Genomic DNA, 18,682 nt, shown 5'->3' with positions numbered 1-18,682 from the left:
ACCGGTGCGGTGACCGGGGCCGGCGTCATGACGGACCCGGGCGTCGGCCCGGCCGGACGTAGCGGAAAATGTCCTCGTGAGTGACGTGAGACATGTGTTGGTGCTGCCCGACCGCGACGCGGCGGAAGAGGCGGCGGAGGCCGTCGGCGACCGGTTCGGCCTCGCGGAGGAACCACAGCTCGTCCGGGACGCGCTGGCCGGTGAGGACGACGCCGAGGACGCGCAGTGGCTGGTCGTCCTGACGGATTCCGAGGAGCGGCTCGATCCGAAGGAGCTGGACGAGTTCGCCGCGGAGTGGGACGGCTGGCGCGAGGAACCGTAGAGGTCCGCCGCGCGCAAGGCTCCGCCGGGTGCCGGGTGCCGGGTGCCGGGTGCCGGGTGCCGAGCGGGGCGGGGCGTGGGACGCGCGGACGTGCGGACGTACGGGGCGTGCAGGTGCTGCGTCGGCTGCGCGGATGCCGTGGACCGGGGACGTGTCCATACGGCCCCCGCCCGTCGTACGGTCCCCGGCCCGTCGTACGGTCCCCGGCCCGTCGTACGCCCCCCACCCGTCCTGCGACGCCTCGCGTGTCGTCCGGGCACCCGTGCCGGCCGGGCCGTACCGTGCGGCGTTGGTTGTCAGTGGCGCGTGGGATGCTTTCGGGAATGGCCAAGAAGACCGCACAAGACGACCCTCTCGCCCCCGTCACGCTCGCCGTGGGCCAGGAGGATCTCCTGCTCGACCGTGCCGTGCAGGAGGTGGTGGCCGCCGCCAGGGCCGCCGACGCCGACACGGACGTCCGGGACCTCACCCCGGACCAGTTGCAGCCCGGCACGCTCGCCGAGCTGACGAGCCCGTCGCTCTTCTCCGAGCGCAAGGTCGTGGTCGTACGCAACGCGCAGGATCTGTCGGCCGACACCATCAAGGACGTGAAGGCGTATCTGGGCGCGCCGGCCGAGGAGATCACCCTCGTGCTGCTGCACGCGGGCGCGGCCAAGGGCAAGGGACTGCTCGACGCCGCGCGCAAGGTGGGGGCCCGTGAGGTGGCGTGCCCCAAGATGACGAAGCCGGCGGACCGGCTGGCGTTCGTGCGGAGTGAGTTCAGGGCGCTGGGGAGGTCCGCGACACCGGAGGCCTGCCAGGCGCTCGTCGACTCCATCGGGAGTGATCTGAGGGAGCTGGCGGCAGCGGTGTCCCAGCTGACCGCGGATGTCGAGGGGACGATCGACGAGGCCGTCGTCGGCAGGTACTACACCGGGCGGGCCGAGGCGTCGAGCTTCACCGTGGCCGATCGGGCCGTGGAGGGGCGGGCGGCGGAGGCGTTGGAGGCGCTGCGCTGGTCCCTGTCGACCGGGGTCGCGCCGGTCATGATCACCAGCGCGCTGGCGCAGGGCGTGCGGGCGATCGGGAAGCTGTCCTCCGCGCGCGGGGGGCGGCCGGCCGATCTCGCCCGCGAGCTGGGGATGCCGCCGTGGAAGATCGACCGGGTGCGGCAGCAGATGCGGGGATGGACGCCGGACGGGGTGGCCGTCGCGCTGCGGGCGGTCGCCGACGCGGATGCCGGGGTCAAGGGCGGTGGGGACGACCCCGAGTACGCGCTGGAGAAGGCGGTCGTGGCCATCGCCCGGGCGGCTCGGTCCCGACGGGGCTAGGGCGTGCCGGGCGCCGCGAGGCGGGCGGGACTTTCACAACACGGCCTAGGGGCTGTCCCATAACCCCCGACGGGAATCGCCGGACATGGCACCGGGCAGAACGAAGGCCCCGCTCGCGCTCCTGGGGAAGGAGGACGGGCGGGGCCTTCGGTTCAAGCCTGTGGATCCGTGCCCGCGTGGCGAACGCAGGTCGCGCACGGATCCGGGGGTGCCGGTCAGGAGCGGAAGAGAGGGCCCGCTGGGTCCCTTCCGGCGGTCAAGTCGAGTAGGACTCAGCCCTTGAGGGCAACGACCTTCGAAGCAAGCGCCGACTTCTTGTTGGCGGCCTGGTTCTTGTGGATGACGCCCTTCGAGACGGCCTTGTCGAGCTGGCGCGACGCGGCGCGCGTGTACTCGGTGGCCTTCTCGACGTCACCCGCGGCAGCAGCCTCGCGGGCCTTGCGGATCGCGGTCTTCAGAGAGGACTTGACGGCCTTGTTGCGCAGCCGGGCCTTCTCGTTGGTCTTGATCCGCTTGATCTGGGACTTGATGTTCGCCACGAATGAGCCTTTACAGGTTCAGGCGCGCGAGACAGCACGTCTCGCCCGCCGTTTGATTTCCTTGGGGTGTGCCTCGTGCAGAGAGGGCATGAGACACAGCCACCCAGGCTACCAGCCGCCGCACGACCGGCCCAAACCGGTCGCAGCTCCCCACCCGTGGGACCATGGAGCCTACGTATCGATCCGACCCGAGGCGACAGGCGCCTCAAGAGACAGGACCCTGCGTGCCCGCGACCCCTAACAATGTGCCCGAGCCGAGCCGTACCGCCCCGGCTCTGATTCGCAATTTCTGCATCATCGCGCACATCGACCACGGCAAGTCCACGCTCGCCGACCGCATGCTCCAGCTGACCGGGGTGGTTGATCAGCGGCAGATGCGCGCTCAGTACCTCGACCGCATGGACATCGAGCGCGAGCGTGGGATCACGATCAAGTCCCAGGCGGTCCGGCTGCCCTGGGCGCCCTCCGAGAACCCGGGCAGCACCCACATCCTCAACATGATCGACACCCCCGGGCACGTCGACTTCACGTACGAGGTGTCCCGCTCCCTCGCGGCCTGCGAGGGCACGGTCCTGCTTGTCGACGCGGCCCAGGGCATCGAGGCGCAGACTCTCGCCAACCTCTACCTGGCGATGGAGAACGACCTCAAGATCATCCCCGTACTGAACAAGATCGACCTGCCGGCCGCCCAGCCGGAGAAGTTCTCCGAGGAGCTCGCCAACCTCATCGGGTGCGACCCCGAGGACGTTCTCAAGGTCTCGGCCAAGACGGGCCTGGGCGTCGAGGCGCTGCTGGACAAGGTCGTCGCCGAGATCCCCGCCCCGGTCGGCGTCCAGGACGCCCCCGCCCGCGCGATGATCTTCGACTCGGTCTACGACTCCTACCGCGGTGTCGTCACGTACGTGCGTGTCATCGACGGGCAGCTCAACAAGCGTGAGCGCATCCGGATGATGTCCACGGGCGCGACCCACGAGCTGCTGGAGATCGGTGTCTCGGCCCCCGAGATGAAGTCGGCCGACGGGCTCGGTGTCGGCGAGGTGGGTTACCTCATCACCGGCGTGAAGGACGTCCGCCAGTCCAAGGTCGGTGACACGATCACCACCCTGCACAAGGGTGCGACCGAGGCGCTCGGCGGGTACAAGGACCCCAAGCCCATGGTCTTCTCGGGCCTGTATCCGCTGGACGGGTCCGACTATCCCGAGCTGCGCGACGCCCTGGACAAGCTCCAGCTCAACGACGCCGCGCTGGTGTACGAGCCGGAGACCTCGGCGGCGCTGGGCTTCGGCTTCCGCGTCGGTTTCCTCGGGCTGCTGCACCTCGACGTGATCCGTGAGCGGCTCGAGCGCGAGTTCGGGCTCGACCTGATCGCGACCGCGCCGAACGTGGTCTACCGCGTCGAGATGGAGGACCGCAGCGAGCACATCGTCACCAACCCGAGCGAGTTCCCCGAGGGCAAGATCGACAAGGTCTACGAGCCCGTCGTGCGGGCGACCATCCTCGCGCCCTCCGAGTTCATCGGCTCGATCATGGAGCTGTGCCAGACCCGGCGCGGCACCCTGCTCGGCATGGACTACCTCTCCGAGGACCGGGTCGAGATCCGCTACACGCTGCCGCTCGCGGAGATCGTCTTCGACTTCTTCGACCAGCTGAAGTCCAAGACCCGCGGTTACGCCTCGCTGGACTACGAGCCCACCGGCGAGCAGACCTCCAGCCTGGTCAAGGTCGACATCCTGCTGCACGGGGACAAGGTCGACGCCTTCTCGGCGGTCACGCACAAGGACCAGGCGTACGCGTACGGTGTCCGCCTCGTCGCCAAGCTGCGCGAGCTGATCCCGCGGCAGGCCTTCGAGGTGCCGATCCAGGCGGCCATCGGCTCCCGTGTGATCGCCCGCGAGACCATCCGCGCCATCCGCAAGGACGTCCTCGCCAAGTGCTACGGCGGTGACATCTCCCGTAAGCGGAAGCTGCTGGAGAAGCAGAAGGAGGGCAAGAAGCGGATGAAGATGGTGGGCTCTGTGGAAGTTCCGCAAGAGGCCTTCATCGCCGTGCTGTCCAGCGACGACAGCGGCGGCGGGGCCAAGGGCAAGAAGTAGCCGCCCCAGGTAGGCCGATTCGCCGATTTCGAGGGCCCGTTGCGCGTACGCGTGGCGGGCCCTCGCCCATGCGTACCGTCGCTCTCTGTAGGAAGTGACAGGACGCCGCCTCTTACGCACCGGCCGGACGCGCTCTACTCTGATCACTGCTCGTTAGTTACTCGCGAGTTAAACAACAGCCGCAATGAGCCAGCCAGCCGCACTGTCGCGGGCCCCGGAGGATGTCGTGAGCGACACACAGACCCTGATCGAGAACCGTCCGCCGTCCGTGGCGGCCCTCTTCCTGGAGCGTGTGGCGGCCACGCCGGACGCCGAGGCCTACCGCTACCCCGTCCCAGCCGCCGCGGGACGTCCGGCCTCGACCGAGGGGGCAGGTGCCCCCGCGGGTCAGGGCGCGGACGAGTGGAAGTCGCTGAGCTGGGCGCAGGCCGCCGAGCGGGTCTTCGCCATCTCGGCCGGACTGATCGAACTGGGTGTGCTGCCGGAGCAGCGCGTCGCGCTCGCCTCCTCCACGCGGGTCGAGTGGATCCTCGCCGACCTCGGCATCATGTGCGCGGGCGCGGCCACGACGACGATCTACCCCCAGACGAACGCCGGGGAGTCCGCGTTCATCCTCTCCGACTCGGGCAGCCGGGTCCTGATCGCCGAGGACGCCGCCCAGCTCGCCAAGGTGCGGGAGAAGCGCGCCGAACTGCCCGAGCTGACGCATGTGGTCGTCATCGACCCGGCCGGCGTCGAGACCGGCGACGACGTCCTGAGCCTGGCCGAGCTGGAGGCGCGTGGCGCCGCGTACCTGGAGAAGAACCCCGAGCTGATCAAGGAGCGGGTCGGCGCGATCACCGCCGAGCAGCTCGCCACCCTCATCTACACCTCCGGCACCACGGGCCGCCCCAAGGGGGTCCGCCTCCCGCACGACAACTGGGCGTACATGGCGAAGGCCATCGCCTCGACCGGACTGCTCGGTCCCGACGACGTGCAGTACCTCTGGCTGCCGCTCGCCCATGTCTTCGGCAAGGTGCTCACCTCCGGCCAGATCGAGGTCGGGCACGTCACCGCCGTCGACGGCCGGGTGGACAAGATCATCGAGAATCTGCCGGTGGTGCAGCCGACGTACATGGCGGCCGTCCCGCGCATCTTCGAGAAGGTCTACAACGGGGTCGCGGCCAAGGCGCGGGCCGGCGGCGGCGCCAAGTACAAGATCTTCCAGTGGGCCGCCGAGGTCTCCCGCGAGTACGCGAAGGCCGGTCAGGACAACTTCCGCCGCACCGGCACCGCCTCCGTGCCCTTCGCGCTCGCGGCCAAGCACAAGGTCGCGGACGCGCTCGTGTTCTCCAAGATCCGCGAGGCCTTCGGCGGCCGGCTGCGCGCCTGCGTCTCCGGCAGCGCGGCCCTGGCCCCCGAGATCGGCTACTTCTTCGCGGGCGCCGGCATCCACATCCTGGAGGGGTACGGCCTCACGGAGTCCTCCGCCGCCTCCTTCGTGAACCCCGGCGAGGCCTACCGCACCGGCACGGTCGGCAAGCCGCTGCCCGGCACAGAGGTGCGCATCGCGGACGACGGCGAGATCCTGCTGCGCGGCCCCGGCATCATGGAGGGCTACCACAGGCTGCCGGAGAAGACCGCCGAGGTCCTGGAGGCGGACGGCTGGTTCCACACGGGTGACATCGGCGAGCTGTCCCCCGACGGCTACCTCCGCATCACCGACCGCAAGAAGGACCTCATCAAGACGTCCGGCGGCAAGTACATCGCGCCCGCCGAGGTCGAGGGCCAGTTCAAGGCGGTCTGCCCCTACGTCTCCAACATCCTCGTGCACGGTGCCGACCGGAACTTCTGCACCGCCCTCATCGCCCTCGACGAGCCGTCGATCCTGGAGTGGGCGAAGGAGAACGGGCTGGAGGGCAGGTCGTACGCCGACGTCGTGGCCGCCCCGGTCACCGTCGAGCTGATCGAGGGCTATGTGAAGGAGCTCAACAGCGGGCTCCAGCGCTGGCAGACGATCAAGAAGTTCCGCCTGCTGCCGCGTGACCTCGACGTCGAGCACGGGGAGATCACGCCGAGCCTGAAGCTCAAGCGGCCGGTCGTGGAGCGGGAGTACAAGGGGCTGATCGAGGAGATGTACGCCGGTACGCGCGAGGCCTGAGCCCCGGGGCGGCCGGACCGCTCGCCCGGCCGCGGGCCGGCCCGGCAGTGGGTCCTGGCGAGGCTGCGGGTCCTGGCGGGGCCGCGGGTCCGGTGAGGCCGCATCCGGGTCGAAGCCTCCGGACGGGAGAGTGACGCGCGGGCGGCACCCGCGGCGCCCCTCAGGGTGCGCGGGTGCCGGCCACCCGCGCCACCAGGTGCTGCAGTTCTCCCACCTGCCTGCGCAGGTCCGGCACGTTCGGGGGGTCCTGGGTCGCCAACTGCTTCTCCAGGGCGGCCAGGCGCGTGCCGATCCGGGCGGCGTGGACGTGTTCCTGGGCCAGCAGCCGTTCCAGCTGCTGGTTCTTGCGGTGCAGGTCCAGGAACACGGTGACCTTGGCGCGCAGCACCCAGGGGTCGAACGGCTTCGTCAGATAGTCCGCGGCGCCGGTGGCGTAACCGCGGAAGGCGTAGCCCGCGTCGGCGTCGGTGCCGGTCAGGAAGATGATGGGGACGTCCTTGGTCTGGTCGAGCCGCTTGATGTTCGCGGCGGTCTCGAAGCCGTCCATGCCGGGCATACGGATGTCCAGGAGGACTACGGCGAAGCGTTGCCGCAGCAGCGCCTTCATCGCCTCCTCGCCCGAACGCGCGCGCACCAAAGGCTCGTTGAGGGACCCCAGGACGGCCTCCAGCGCGATCAGGTTGTCCTCCATGTCGTCGACCAGGAGGATGCTGGCGCGCTCGTCGGTCGTTTCCTCAGCGCTCATGGTGACTGTTCCTCACTCGGTCGTCGGCGGGACCGCGGCCTCCCCGGTCGTACTCGGTCCCGGAACAACGGATTCGGGAGCGCTGTCGTCCCGCGCTTCGAGGCCCGGGCCCTCCGTGTCGAGGAGGGCGCGGGCGACGGTCGGCCGCTGATCGACGTCCGCCGGCTCGGGTACGCAGCCGTCGGCGCCGCGGGCGACGGACTTCCCGCGGTCTCCCGGCACCGCGCGCGCGGTGAGCGCGAAGACGTCGTCGATGTCGTCGTCCACGATCAGCAACTGGCCTACAGTCCCGGCACTTTGGCCCGGCCGCCGGGACGGCTCCCGGCGTCGGCCTCGCGGGCGACCCGGGGCACCTCGCCGGTGAAGAGCGGCAGTTGATCGGCCGTCTTGTTCTCGACGCGGCCCAACCCGCGCATTTCGCGGCTGAATTGACGGTTCCGGTGGTGCGGGCCGACCCGCTGGGTGAAGTCGCCGCCGGTGATCCGGTCGAACGCGGTGCGCGGCTCCGCGACCGGGCCGTACCCCGCCTCCGGCACCTCGGTGAAGTCGCCGTCGTGTGCGGCGGTCGTCGCGGCGAGCGGCGGACGCGGATCGGGCGCCCGGACCCGGCCGTCTTCGAATGCCCGATTCTGTCCGTCTTCGAGCACACGCGTAGCACTGTTCCCACTCATGGCGGCCCACTTCGGTAACTCGGCGCTTATGGGCGGGGCCAGTCTGTCACTCTGTCCGTGTCGCCTGAGGCGTAATCGTCCGAACTGCTCAGGGAGCTGCACAGTGGGGGCCATTCCGACGCAACGGGAGTCCCGGCGGGACTCCATGGCGCATGCCCCTGACGCGCCCGCGCACCACCGCGCCGACCTGGAGACGGTGGTGCACGCGGCGCTGCCGGGCACTCCGCTCGCGCCCGGCGCCGCCCGTCGGCTGGTGCGCGAGGCGCTCGCCGACTGGGCCGCACTCGCGCTGCCCGGCGCCGAGACGGTCGGCGAGCGCCTCCGCGACGACGCCGTCGTGATCGTCAGCGAACTCGTCACCAACGCGGTCGTGCACGCGGGCACGGACGTGGAGCTGGTGTGCCGGCTCGAGATAGGCGACGACGGCGGGACGGGTGTGCTGGACGCGGTGATCGTCGAGGTCTCCGACCACCACCCCTCGCGCGCGGTGCGCGAGGACGCGGCCGAACGCCCTTACGGCACACCCGAGTACGGGCGCGGGCTACGGCTCGTCTCCACGCTCTCCGAGGCCTGGGGCATCACCTATCGCACCGGCGTGAAGACCGTGTGGGCGCGGTTGCCCGTGGACGGGGCGGCGGAATTCGGCGCGGGGTTCGGACTGGAGGGCGAGGCGAGGGGCGAGACGGCGGGCGACACCGGCCCGGCCGCGGCAGGGGAACCGGGCGTCGACCGGGGTCCGGGTGTCGTCGCGGGGACGGGCGGCGCGGGGACGGGCAGCGGCGCGGAGACCGGGGCGTACGCCGGGGAGCGCGGGATCGGGGCGCTCGACGGCGGGACGACCACCGCGGAACCGAGGCGTGATCCGTCCCGTGACCACGACTGGCTCAACCGCGGTGCCCTGTCCTTCCTCGCCGAGGCCTCCGACCTGCTCGCCGGCCAGCTCGACGAGGACCTGGTCGCCGCGCTCGCCGGACAGCTCCTGGTGCCCCGGCTCGCCGACTGGTGCGCGGTCTGGCTGGAGGACGAGGCCACCGACCGGGCGGGCGGTCTCGGGCTGGCGCTCGGGCCGCGGCTCGCCCGGGTCTGGCACGGCAGTGAGAACCGCATCGAGGAACTGCGCCGGGCGCTGGAGAAGGACCCGCCCCGGCTGCCCGACTCGGTGCGCTCCCGTGCCGTACCCGTGCCCTGGCCGGGGGAGACGCTGGGGGCGGGCGACATGCTGGCCGGCGCGGGCGTGATGGGTGGACCAGAAGGAGTGGATGGACCGGGTGGAGTGGGCGGACCGGGCGGGGCGGCGCTGGCCTACCGGCTGATCGCCGGCGGGCGGCCGCTCGGGACCGTCGTCATCGGGCGGGCCGGACTGACCTGTTTCCCCGACGAGATCACCGGACTCGTCGAGGACCTCAGCCGCCGGATCGCCCTCGCCATCGGCGCGGCCCGCCAGTACGCGCGGCAGGCCACCATCAGCCGGGTCCTCCAGCGAGGTCTGCTGCCCGGCGCGGTCGCCGAGATCCCCGGCGTGCGCAGCGCCCTCGTCTACGAGCCGCTCGACAAGGGCGGGCCCAGCGGGGACTTCTACGACCTGTTCCCGGCCGGTGACGGGCGCTGGTGCTTCGTCCTCGGCGACGTGCAGGGCAAGGGGCCCGAGGCCGCCGTCGTGATCGGCCTCGCCCGGCCGTGGGTGCGGCTGCTGGCCCGGGAGGGCTACCAGGTCGCCGACGTCCTCGACCGTCTCAACCAGCTCCTGCTCGACGACGCGACGGAGGCGGCCGACGCGGCGGCCCGCGCGCTGGTGGCCGCGGGCGGGTCCTCCCTCGGCCCCGACGAGGGCCCGCAGACCCGCTTCCTCTCCATGCTGTACGGCGAGCTCGTGCCCTTCGACGGGGGCGTGCGTTGCACCCTCGCGTCGGCCGGACACCCGCTGCCGCTGATCCTGGGCCCCGACGGTGACGTACGGGAGGTGGCCGAGCCGCAGACGCTGCTCGGCGTCTTCGAGGACGCGACCTACGTTTCCGAGACCCTGGACCTGTACCCGGGCGACACCGTGCTGTGCGTGACCGACGGGGTGACGGAGCGCCGCAGCGGGCCGCGCCAGTTCGACGACGACGAGGGGCTCGCGCAGGCCCTCGCGGGTTGTACGGGGCTCGGCGCCGAGCTGGTCGCGGAGCGGATCCGGCGACTGGTGCACGAGTTCGGCAGCGGGCCTCCGGAGGACGACCTGGCCCTGCTGGTGCTGCAGGCCGAGTAGCGAGGGCACTGGCATCCCGAGCCCCGGATCCCCTTCACACCCCGGCGTCCGGAACGCGGGCGACCGTGGAAAGGGGCATGCGGCCGAGTACGGGACAATGGAAGACATGCCTTCCGCACTCCCCGACGGTGAGCCCGTCCCCGACGACGGGGCGCTGCCCGCGCACGCCCTGGCCGGGGCCGCCGACCGCCCCCTCGGGTTCTATCTCCACGTGCCGTACTGCGCGACCCGCTGCGGGTACTGCGACTTCAACACCTACACGGCGACCGAGCTGCGGGGCTCCGGAGGCGTGCTCGCCTCCCGCGACAACTACGCGGACACCCTGATCGACGAGGTCAGGCTCGCCCGCAAGGTGCTCGGTGACGACCCGCGCCCCGTCCGTACGGTCTTCGTCGGGGGCGGCACGCCGACGCTGCTGGCCGCCGGCGACCTCGTACGGATGCTGGGCGCGGTCCGCGAGGAGTTCGGGCTCGCGGACGACGCCGAGATCACCACGGAGGCGAACCCGGAGTCCGTGGACCCGGAGTACCTCGCGACCCTGCGGGCCGGGGGCTTCAACCGGATCTCCTTCGGCATGCAGAGCGCCCGGCAGCACGTCCTGAAGGTGCTCGACCGCACGCACACCCCCGGGCGCCCCGAGGCCTGTGTCGCCGAGGCCCGCGCGGCGGGCTTCGCGCATGTGAACCTCGACCTGATCTACGGCACGCCCGGCGAGTCCGACGACGACTGGCGGGCCTCGCTGGACGCCGCGCTCGGCGCCGGGCCCGACCATGTCTCCGCGTATGCCCTGATCGTCGAGGAGGGCACCCAGCTGGCCCGGCGCATCCGCCGCGGCGAGGTCCCGATGACGGACGACGACGTCCACGCGGACCGCTACCTCATCGCGGACGAGGTGATGGCGGCGGCGGGCTTCGACTGGTACGAGGTGTCCAACTGGGCCACCTCCGAGGCCGGCCGGTGCCTGCACAACGAGCTGTACTGGCGCGGCGCGGACTGGTGGGGGGCCGGGCCGGGGGCCCACAGCCACGTCGGCGGCGTGCGCTGGTGGAACGTGAAGCACCCCGGGGCGTACGCGGCGGCGCTGGCCTCCGGGAGGTCCCCCGGCGCGGGGCGCGAGCTGCTCTCCGGCGAGGACCGCCGCGTCGAGCGGATCCTCCTCGAACTGCGGCTCCGCGAGGGCTGCCCGCTCTCCCTGCTCAGGCCGGAAGGGCTTTCGGCCTCCCGTCGCGCGCTCTCCGACGGACTTCTCGAGAACGGTCCCTACGACGAGGGCCGCGCCGTCCTCACGCTGCGCGGACGCCTGCTCGCGGACGCGGTGGTCCGGGATCTGGTGGACTGAACGCCTGTTCGCCTACAGTCCGCGTTCATGATCTCTGGTGAGTGGCCGGCCGAGGACGCGACCGTTCTTCGGTACGGGCTGCGGCGACTGCTGCTCAGCCTGCCGATCGTGGTGGTGTGCCTCGGGGGCGGCTGGACGGGTCTCTGGTTCGCCTTCCGGGACGACGGGATCGGTGCCGGCTGGATACCTCTCGCGATGCTCATGGCGATGGGCGTGGGCGGCCTGATCCTGTTCGTCTCCCGCTGGCGGGCTCGCCGGTGGGTCACCGCCTTCGACTCGACCGGCTTCTGGTGGATGCGGGGCAAAGAGGCCGCCCTGATCCGCTGGGACTCGCTGGCCGGGGCCGGAATGTACTGGGCACGGACCTCCCACCGTGCCGTTTTCACGGTCGAGCTGTGCCCGCACGGCGAGATGGACCGCGACGACCCGCTGCTGTGGAAGTTCGTCCGCGACACGGAACCGCTCCGGCCGGGCCTGCCCCGGCTCCGCTACCGCATCGACGTCGGCGACTCCCACAAGGCGTACGAGAAGGCGTTCGTGCGGTGGGCGCCCGAGCTGTGGTTCGGGCGCAAGGAGCAGCCGATGTCGTATCCGGGACAGCCGGACGAGACGGGCCACCGGGAGCGGACGGCCGAGCGGTCCGACACGGTGGCGCACGCCCCGCTGGTGTTCGACGCCGTCGGCATCGGGGACACGGTGGTCGTCCAGAGGGGCATGATCCTGGTATACCGCCGACTCGGCGTGGCGCTGGCGCTGGTGGCGCTCTGCGGGTGGGCCGTGTGGGCGCTGGTACCCGAGCACGGGCACGGTGCGGGCGCCGTGGTCCGCCAGGTGATCGCCGCCGTGCTGGTGCTGTCGGCCGGCTGGGCCCTGGTGATGATCGCGCGGGGCGCCCGGATGGACTACGGCCGCCGCGTCACCATGGACGCCGACGGGGTCCACATCGTCCGGAGAGGGCGGTCCGTGACGCTCCCGTGGGACTCGCTGGCCGGCGTCGGCATCTACGAGGCTCCGCCGTTGCGCACCCTGGAACTCTGCCCGAAGGACGAGATCGACCGCGACGACCCGCTGCTGTGGCAGTGGGTGCGCGACACCGAGCCGCTGCGGCCGGGGCTGCCCCGGCCGCGTCATCGGGTCTCCATCTGGCCCGCCGGGGGCCGGCACGCGGTGGCGGCGGGCTGCCGGCGGTGGGCGCCGCACATCTGGTTCGGCGGTGAGCGGATGCCGTCCGGCTACCAGGGAGACCGCGACAGGAAGGGCCACCGCAGCCGGGGCCGCGACACCGGCGGTCCCGTCGCATCCCCCGCCCCCCGTCGTCCCGAGGACGCCCGCCCTCCCCACGATCTCGACGACCCCGGTGTCACTCCGGCGCCGTGACGAAGTCGATCAGCTCCTCCACCCGGCCCAGGAGTTCGGGCTCCAGGTCCTTGTAGGAGCGCACCCGGGACAGGATGTGCTGCCAGGCCGCACCGGTGTTCTCCGGCCAGCCCAGGGCCCGGCACACGCCCGTCTTCCAGTCCTGCCCGCGCGGGACCCGGGGCCAGGCGGGAATGCCCACGGAGGACGGCTTCACGGCCTCCCAGACGTCGATGTACGGGTGGCCGAGGACGAGGGCGTGGTCACTCGTGACCGCCGCCGCGATACGCGACTCCTTCGTGCCCGGGACCAGATGGTCGACCAGCACACCCAGCCGGGCGTCCGGCCCCGGGGCGAACTCCTCCACGACGGCGGGGAGATCGTCGACGCCCTCCAGGTACTCGACCACGACGCCCTCGATACGGAGGTCGTCACCCCAGACGCGCTCGACCAGTTCGGCGTCGTGGCGGCCCTCCACGTAGATGCGGCCGGCCCGCGCCGCCCGGGCCCGTGCGCCCGGCACGGCGACCGAACCGGATGCCGTGCGACCGGACCGCACCGGTCCCGCGGCCGGACGGACCAGCGTGACCACCCTGCCCTCCAGCAGGAAACCGCGCGGCTCCAGCGGGAACACCCGGTGCTTGCCGAAGCGGTCCTCCAGCGTCACCGTGCCCGCCTCGCAGCCGATCACCGCCCCGCAGAACCCCGTACCGGGCTCCTCGACCACCAGGCCCGGGTCCGCGGGGACCTCGGGCACCGGCTTGGGCTTCTTCCACGGCGGGGTGAGATCCGGAGAGTACTGGCGCATTCGGATGACGATAGGAGAACCGGCGGGGCGGTGGCGGGGAGATCCCTACGACACGCCGAAACGTGTCGCCAGCGCGTCCCGCTGAGCCCGGACGAACGCGGCATTCACCGCGGCCCCGTGACCGGGTACGTACACTGCCTCGTCGCCGCCCAGGGCGAGCAGCCGGTCCAGCGCCGCCGGCCAGCGGGAGGGGACGGCGTCGGGACCGGCCTGGGGCTCGCCCGACTCCTCCACCAGGTCCCCGCAGAAGACGACCTCCGGGGTGCCGGGCGCCCCGGTCACCAGGACCACCAGATCGTGCGCCGTGTGGCCGGGTCCCACGTCCGCCAGCACGGCCCGCACACCGCCGCCCAGGTCGAGCGTCCGCTCGCCCGACACGGAGTGCCGCGGGGGGACCAGGGCGCCCGCGGCCTCGGCGGCGTCACGCGGGTCCAGGCCGTGGCGTACGGCGTCCACGCGCAGTTCCTCGCCCTCCTGCGCGAAGACCGCGCCGAGGCCGGCCGCCCCGAACACCCGCGCGCCCGCGAACGCCGCCGCGCCGAAGACATGGTCGAAGTGCGGGTGGGTGAGTGCGAGGTGCGTCACGTCCCGGTCCGGGCCGAGGAGCCGTCGCGCCTCGGCGCGCAACCGTGCGCCCTCCCCGAGGCTCGCTCCCGCGTCGACCATGAGCGCCGCGCCCCCGCCCACCACCAGCCCGGCCGTGCAGTCCCAGCCCGCGAGCCGCCGCCGCCCCACGTGCGGGGCCAGCTCCTCCCACCCCGGCTCTTCCCAAGTCACCTTCATACGGTGACGCTAGTGCCGAGGCACTGGCCGGAGGGCGGACGCCGGTGAGACATCGCGGGACACGTCGGCATACGTGCGCAAGATCGCGGGCCCGCCCTTGCCGGGGTCGTACCCACCGGCCGTACACTGGCCGGGGAATGCTGGCACTCGCACGCGCTGAGTGCCAAGCGAGGCGACGAGGGACCGACATCTGGAGGTGTGCGCGATGCTGAGTGAACGCAGGCTCGAAGTGCTGCGCGCCATCGTCCAGGACTACGTCGGCACCGAGGAGCCGGTCGGTTCCAAGGCGCTGACGGAGCGGCACCGGCTGGGAGTCTCCCCGGCCACGGTCCGCAACGACATGGCCGCCCTGGAGGACGAGGGGTACATCGCCCAGCCGCACACCAGTGCCGGGCGCATCCCCACCGACAAGGGCTACCGGCTCTTCGTCGACAAGCTCGCCGGCGTCAAGCCGATGACCGGGCCCGAGCGGCGGGCCATCCAGAACTTCCTGGGCGGCGCCGTCGACCTGGACGACGTCGTCGGGCGGACCGTGCGGCTGCTCGCGCAGCTGACGCGGCAGGTCGCCGTCGTGCAGTACCCGTCGCTGACCAGATCGACCGTGCGCCACGTGGAGCTGCTGTCCCTGGCGCCCGCCCGGCTGATGCTCGTCCTGATCACGGACACGGGGCGGGTCGAGCAGCGCATGATCGACTGTCCGGCGCCGTTCGGGGAGACCTCCGTGGCGGATCTGCGGGCCCGGCTCAACAGCCGGGTCGCGGGCCGCCGCTTCGCGGACGTCCCGCCGCTCGTCCAGGACCTGCCGGACGCCTTCGAGGCGGACGACCGGGGTACCGTCGCGACGGTGCTCTCCACCCTTCTGGAGACGCTCGTCGAGGAGACCGAGGAGCGTCTGATGATCGGCGGCACCGCGAACCTGACCCGCTTCGGACATGATTTTCCCCTCACGATCAGACCGGTGCTCGAAGCACTGGAGGAACAGGTCGTGCTCCTCAAGTTGCTTGGGGAGGCGGGGGATTCGGGCATGACCGTACGGATCGGTCACGAGAACGCGTACGAGGGACTCAACTCCACGTCCGTGGTCTCCGTCGGCTACGGTTCGGGCGACGAGGCAGTAGCCAAACTCGGCGTGGTCGGACCGACCCGCATGGATTACCCGGGAACGATGGGAGCGGTACGAGCGGTGGCACGGTACGTCGGACAGATCCTGGCGGAGTCTTAAGTGGCCACGGACTACTACGCCGTGCTCGGCGTGCGCCGCGACGCGTCCCAGGACGAGATCAAGAAGGCTTTCCGGCGGCTCGCACGCGAGCTGCATCCGGACGTCAATCCCGATCCGAAGACGCAGGAGCGGTTCAAAGAGATCAACGCCGCGTACGAGGTGTTGTCGGACCCGCAGAAGAAGCAGGTCTACGACCTCGGCGGCGACCCGTTGTCCCAGGCGGGCGGCGCGGGCGCCGGCGGCTTCGGCGCCGGTGGCTTCGGCAACTTCTCGGACATCATGGACGCCTTCTTCGGCACGGCGTCGCAGCGGGGCCCCCGGTCCCGCACGCGGCGCGGCCAGGACGCCATGATCCGGCTCGAGATCGAGCTGGACGAGGCCGCCTTCGGCACGACGAAGGACATCCAGGTCGACACGGCCGTCGTCTGCGCCACCTGCAGCGGTGAGGGCGCCGCGCCGGGAACCTCCGCCCAGACCTGCGACATGTGCCGCGGACGCGGTGAGGTGTCCCAGGTCACCCGGTCGTTCCTGGGTCAGGTCATGACGTCCCGTCCGTGCCCGCAGTGCCAGGGGTTCGGCACCGTCGTGCCGACCCCGTGCCCGGAGTGCGCGGGCGACGGGCGGGTCCGGTCCCGGCGCACGCTCACGGTGAAGATCCCGGCGGGCGTCGACAACGGCACCCGGATCCAGCTCGCGGGCGAGGGCGAGGTCGGGCCCGGTGGCGGTCCCGCCGGTGACCTCTACGTCGAGATCCACGAACTGCCGCACTCGACCTTCCAGCGCCGCGGTGACGACCTGCACTGCACGGTCACCATCCCGATGACCGCGGCGTCGCTCGGCACCAAGGTGCCGCTGGAGACCCTCGACGGTCTCGAGGAGGTCGACATCCGGCCCGGCACGCAGTCCGGGCAGTCGATCCCGCTGCACGGGCGCGGCGTCACGCATCTGCGCGGCGGCGGCCGGGGCGACCTCATCGTGCATGTCGAGGTCACCACGCCGACCAAGCTCGACGCCGAACAGGAGCGGGTGCTCCGGGAGCTGGCGCTGCTGCGCGGCGAGGAGCGTCCGACCGGGCAGTTCCAGCCGGGCCAGCAGGGCCTGTTCTCCCGCCTGAAGGACGCGTTCAACGGCCGCTGACCCGGACGACGACGGGCAGGGGCGGCGGGGGCGGAAAAGGGCCGTGGACCGTCCGCCCCGGCGGCCCACGGCGGGCGGAAGGCCGGATTTCGGACTTGTTCGGAGGACGTGACAACATGCCGTCATGTCCTCCGCACTGACCGATCTCTTCCCTCACCCGATCGTGCAGGCCCCCATGGCGGGCGGCGTCTCCGTCCCGCACCTCGCGGCCGCCGTGTCCGAGGCCGGCGGGCTCGGGTTCCTCGCCGCCGGGTACAAGACCGCCGACGGCATGTACCAGGAGATCAAGCAGTTGCGCGGGCTGACGAGCCGGCCCTTCGGGGTCAACCTCTTCATGCCGCAGGCCGAGTACGCGGACCCGGCCACCGTCGAGGTGTACGCCCACCAGCTGGCCGGTGAGGCCTCCTGGTACGAGACGGAGCTCGGCGATCCGGACAGCGGCCGCGACGACGGCTACGACGCCAAGCTCGCGGTCCTCCTCGACAACCCGGTGCCGGTGGTCTCCTTCCACTTCGGCTGCCCCACCCGTGACGTCCTGGACTCCTTCGCCCGGGCCGGCACACTCACCATGATCACCGCGACCACGGCCGAGGAGGCCCTCGCGGTGCAGCGGGCGGGGGCCGCCGCGGTCGTCGTGCAGGGCGTGGAGGCCGGCGGTCACCAGGGCACCCACCGCGACAACCCGGAGACGGACGGCACGGGGATCGGACTGCTCTCCCTGATCACCCAGGTCCGCGAGACCGTGCAGATCCCGGTCGTCGCCGCCGGCGGCATCATGCGCGGCAGTCAGATCGCCGCGGCGCTCGCCGCGGGCGCGAACGCGGCGCAGCTCGGTACCGCGTTCCTCGCCACCCCGGAGTCCGGCGCGCACGCCGTGCACAAGCAGTCCCTGACCAACCCCCTCTTCGTCCGCACGGAGCTGACGCGCGCGTTCTCCGGCCGCCCCGCGCGCGGCCTGGTCAACCGCTTCATGCGGGAGCACGGGCCGTACGCGCCCGCCGCGTACCCCGACGTCCACCACCTCACCTCCCCGCTGCGCAAGGCGGCGGCCAGGGCGGGCGACGCGCAGGGCATGGCCCTGTGGGCGGGGCAGGGGCACCGGATGGCCCGTGAACTGTCCGCGGGACAGCTGGTGGAGGTGCTGTGCGCCGAGCTGGACGCGGCGAGGACAGCGTTGTCCCTGCCCGGCGGTGCGGGCGGAGCGGGGGGTACGGAGCGATGACGGCACCGGTGTTCGTGGTCGACCACTTCGACGCGGACAGTGCGGGGCGTTATGTCCTCGACGGTCCCGAGGGCCGGCACGCCGTCTCCGTGAAACGGCTGCGGTCCGGCGAGGAGGTCGTCCTCACCGACGGTGCCGGGCGCTGGGCGCAGGGCGTCGTCGTCGACGCCGAGGGCAAGGACCGGCTGACCGTGCGCATCGACTCCTTCGCCGAGGAACCTCCCCAGTCCCCTTGGATCACCGTCGTCCAGGCCCTGCCCAAGGGCGACCGGGGTGAGCTGGCCGTCGAGACCATGACCGAGACCGGGGTGGACGCGATCGTCCCCTGGGCCGCCTCGCGCTGCATCACCCAGTGGAGGGGCGACCGGGGTCTGAAGGCGCTCGCCAAGTGGCGGGCGACGGCGCGCGAGGCCGGCAAACAGTCCCGTCGGGTGCGCTTCCCCGAGGTCGCGGACGCGGCGACGACCAAGCAGGTCGCCGCACTTCTGGCCGAAGCGGACTTCGCGGCGGTGCTGCACGAGGACCGGGAGTACGGCAGCGAGCCGCTCGCCACGGCCGAACTGCCCTCGTCCGGAAGGATCGTGCTGGTCGTGGGGCCCGAAGGGGGCGTCTCGCCCGAGGAGTTGGACCTCTTCGCGCAGGCGGGTGCGAAGGCGTACCGGCTGGGGCGTAGCGTGCTGCGTACGTCGACCGCAGGGACCGCGGCGACCGCGCTGCTGCTGGGGCGCACCGGCCGCTGGTCCTGAA

Annotated in this window: 17 protein-coding genes; 11 read left to right on the top strand and 6 right to left on the bottom strand. The window is 71.9% G+C overall.

Going from position 1 to position 18,682, the window contains the following annotated elements; translation table 11 throughout:
- The first annotated feature begins 76 nt into the window (after positions 1-76).
- Together HEP85_RS13890 and holA are read left to right on the top strand one after the other, a co-directional pair.
- Positions 77-322: a hypothetical protein gene (locus HEP85_RS13890; RefSeq protein WP_153290665.1), complete on the top strand. Its 246-nt coding sequence runs from the start codon at positions 77-79 to the stop codon at positions 320-322.
- A gap of 323 nt (positions 323-645) precedes the next feature.
- The gene (gene holA, locus HEP85_RS13885; protein WP_211117952.1) at positions 646-1,632 is read left to right on the top strand and encodes a DNA polymerase III subunit delta; all 987 of its coding nucleotides are present in this window, start codon (positions 646-648) and stop codon (positions 1,630-1,632) included.
- A 272-nt stretch (positions 1,633-1,904) separates the two neighbouring features.
- Here the strand turns inward: holA and rpsT are convergent, their stop codons facing one another.
- Positions 1,905-2,171, bottom strand: a complete 267-nt coding sequence (gene rpsT, locus HEP85_RS13880; protein ID WP_168528058.1) for a 30S ribosomal protein S20 — start codon at positions 2,169-2,171, stop codon at positions 1,905-1,907.
- 224 nt (positions 2,172-2,395) lie between these two features.
- Between rpsT and lepA the strand changes: the two genes are divergently transcribed.
- Both lepA and HEP85_RS13870 read left to right on the top strand, forming a co-directional pair.
- Positions 2,396-4,264 (top strand): translation elongation factor 4, encoded by a 1,869-nt coding sequence (gene lepA / locus HEP85_RS13875; RefSeq protein WP_168528057.1) that lies wholly within the window; start codon positions 2,396-2,398, stop codon positions 4,262-4,264.
- A gap of 226 nt (positions 4,265-4,490) precedes the next feature.
- A complete protein-coding gene (locus HEP85_RS13870; RefSeq protein WP_168528056.1) occupies positions 4,491-6,404 on the top strand; it encodes a long-chain fatty acid--CoA ligase in 1,914 nt (637 codons plus the stop codon).
- Between the two features lie 160 nt (positions 6,405-6,564).
- Here the strand turns inward: HEP85_RS13870 and HEP85_RS13865 are convergent, their stop codons facing one another.
- From HEP85_RS13865 to HEP85_RS13855, 3 genes are read right to left on the bottom strand one after another with little or no spacing between them, the layout of a single operon-like run.
- Positions 6,565-7,149, bottom strand: coding sequence for a two-component system response regulator (locus tag HEP85_RS13865; protein WP_168528055.1), 585 nt, complete (start codon positions 7,147-7,149; stop codon positions 6,565-6,567).
- A 12-nt stretch (positions 7,150-7,161) separates the two neighbouring features.
- Positions 7,162-7,425: a hypothetical protein gene (locus HEP85_RS13860; RefSeq protein WP_168528054.1), complete on the bottom strand. Its 264-nt coding sequence runs from the start codon at positions 7,423-7,425 to the stop codon at positions 7,162-7,164.
- A gap of 5 nt (positions 7,426-7,430) precedes the next feature.
- A complete protein-coding gene (locus HEP85_RS13855; RefSeq protein WP_168528053.1) occupies positions 7,431-7,820 on the bottom strand; it encodes a hypothetical protein in 390 nt (129 codons plus the stop codon).
- 145 nt (positions 7,821-7,965) lie between these two features.
- Between HEP85_RS13855 and HEP85_RS13850 the strand changes: the two genes are divergently transcribed.
- The 3 genes from HEP85_RS13850 (at position 7,966) to HEP85_RS13840 (ending at position 12,784) form a co-directional block, all read left to right on the top strand.
- The gene (locus HEP85_RS13850; protein WP_369657708.1) at positions 7,966-10,068 is read left to right on the top strand and encodes a SpoIIE family protein phosphatase; all 2,103 of its coding nucleotides are present in this window, start codon (positions 7,966-7,968) and stop codon (positions 10,066-10,068) included.
- A 106-nt stretch (positions 10,069-10,174) separates the two neighbouring features.
- On the top strand, positions 10,175-11,407 hold the full coding sequence (hemW, locus tag HEP85_RS13845) for a radical SAM family heme chaperone HemW (RefSeq protein ID WP_168528052.1): 1,233 nt from the start codon (positions 10,175-10,177) through the stop codon (positions 11,405-11,407).
- A 27-nt stretch (positions 11,408-11,434) separates the two neighbouring features.
- The gene (locus HEP85_RS13840) at positions 11,435-12,784 is read left to right on the top strand and encodes a hypothetical protein (RefSeq protein WP_168528051.1); all 1,350 of its coding nucleotides are present in this window, start codon (positions 11,435-11,437) and stop codon (positions 12,782-12,784) included.
- Here the strand turns inward: HEP85_RS13840 and HEP85_RS13835 are convergent.
- Positions 12,768-13,571 (bottom strand): DUF3097 domain-containing protein, encoded by an 804-nt coding sequence (locus HEP85_RS13835; RefSeq protein ID WP_168528050.1) that lies wholly within the window; start codon positions 13,569-13,571, stop codon positions 12,768-12,770. The two genes, HEP85_RS13840 and HEP85_RS13835, sit on opposite strands and share 17 nt — an antisense overlap.
- 45 nt (positions 13,572-13,616) lie before the next feature.
- Positions 13,617-14,354: an MBL fold metallo-hydrolase gene (locus HEP85_RS13830; RefSeq protein ID WP_329526315.1), complete on the bottom strand. Its 738-nt coding sequence runs from the start codon at positions 14,352-14,354 to the stop codon at positions 13,617-13,619.
- Positions 14,355-14,559: 205 nt separating this feature from the next.
- Here HEP85_RS13830 and hrcA point away from each other — a divergent pair, with 205 nt between their 5' ends.
- From hrcA to HEP85_RS13810, 4 genes are all read left to right on the top strand, one after another.
- The gene (gene hrcA, locus HEP85_RS13825; RefSeq protein ID WP_168528048.1) at positions 14,560-15,576 is read left to right on the top strand and encodes a heat-inducible transcriptional repressor HrcA; all 1,017 of its coding nucleotides are present in this window, start codon (positions 14,560-14,562) and stop codon (positions 15,574-15,576) included.
- Positions 15,577-16,713: a molecular chaperone DnaJ gene (gene dnaJ / locus HEP85_RS13820; RefSeq protein ID WP_168528047.1), complete on the top strand. Its 1,137-nt coding sequence runs from the start codon at positions 15,577-15,579 to the stop codon at positions 16,711-16,713.
- A 124-nt stretch (positions 16,714-16,837) separates the two neighbouring features.
- Positions 16,838-17,935, top strand: a complete 1,098-nt coding sequence (locus HEP85_RS13815; protein ID WP_168528046.1) for a nitronate monooxygenase — start codon at positions 16,838-16,840, stop codon at positions 17,933-17,935.
- Positions 17,932-18,681, top strand: a complete 750-nt coding sequence (locus HEP85_RS13810) for a 16S rRNA (uracil(1498)-N(3))-methyltransferase (protein WP_168528045.1) — start codon at positions 17,932-17,934, stop codon at positions 18,679-18,681. Before HEP85_RS13815 ends, HEP85_RS13810 begins: the two co-directional genes overlap by 4 nt.
- Position 18,682: the final 1 nt, after the last annotated feature.

The organism is Streptomyces sp. RPA4-2, assembly GCF_012273515.2.
Taxonomy (GTDB): domain Bacteria; phylum Actinomycetota; class Actinomycetes; order Streptomycetales; family Streptomycetaceae; genus Streptomyces; species Streptomyces kaempferi.
The sequence above is the reverse complement of the archived record's forward strand: the minus strand, read 5'-3'. Positions and strand labels throughout refer to the sequence as shown.

Bases quoted from the DNA above. Each gene is read 5' to 3' on its own strand.
- HEP85_RS13865 (WP_168528055.1), bottom strand. From the start codon at position 7,149: ATGAGCGCTGAGGAAACGACCGACGAGCGCGCCAGCATCCTCCTGGTC.
- hrcA (WP_168528048.1), top strand. From the start codon at position 14,560: ATGCTGAGTGAACGCAGGCTCGAAGTGCTGCGCGCCATCGTCCAGGAC.
- HEP85_RS13840 (WP_168528051.1), top strand. From the start codon at position 11,435: ATGATCTCTGGTGAGTGGCCGGCCGAGGACGCGACCGTTCTTCGGTAC.
- HEP85_RS13830 (WP_329526315.1), bottom strand. From the start codon at position 14,354: ATGAAGGTGACTTGGGAAGAGCCGGGGTGGGAGGAGCTGGCCCCGCAC.
- holA (WP_211117952.1), top strand. From the start codon at position 646: ATGGCCAAGAAGACCGCACAAGACGACCCTCTCGCCCCCGTCACGCTC.
- HEP85_RS13850 (WP_369657708.1), top strand. From the start codon at position 7,966: ATGGCGCATGCCCCTGACGCGCCCGCGCACCACCGCGCCGACCTGGAG.
- HEP85_RS13835 (WP_168528050.1), bottom strand. From the start codon at position 13,571: ATGCGCCAGTACTCTCCGGATCTCACCCCGCCGTGGAAGAAGCCCAAG.
- hemW (WP_168528052.1), top strand. From the start codon at position 10,175: ATGCCTTCCGCACTCCCCGACGGTGAGCCCGTCCCCGACGACGGGGCG.
- HEP85_RS13810 (WP_168528045.1), top strand. From the start codon at position 17,932: ATGACGGCACCGGTGTTCGTGGTCGACCACTTCGACGCGGACAGTGCG.
- HEP85_RS13815 (WP_168528046.1), top strand. From the start codon at position 16,838: ATGTCCTCCGCACTGACCGATCTCTTCCCTCACCCGATCGTGCAGGCC.
- HEP85_RS13855 (WP_168528053.1), bottom strand. From the start codon at position 7,820: ATGAGTGGGAACAGTGCTACGCGTGTGCTCGAAGACGGACAGAATCGG.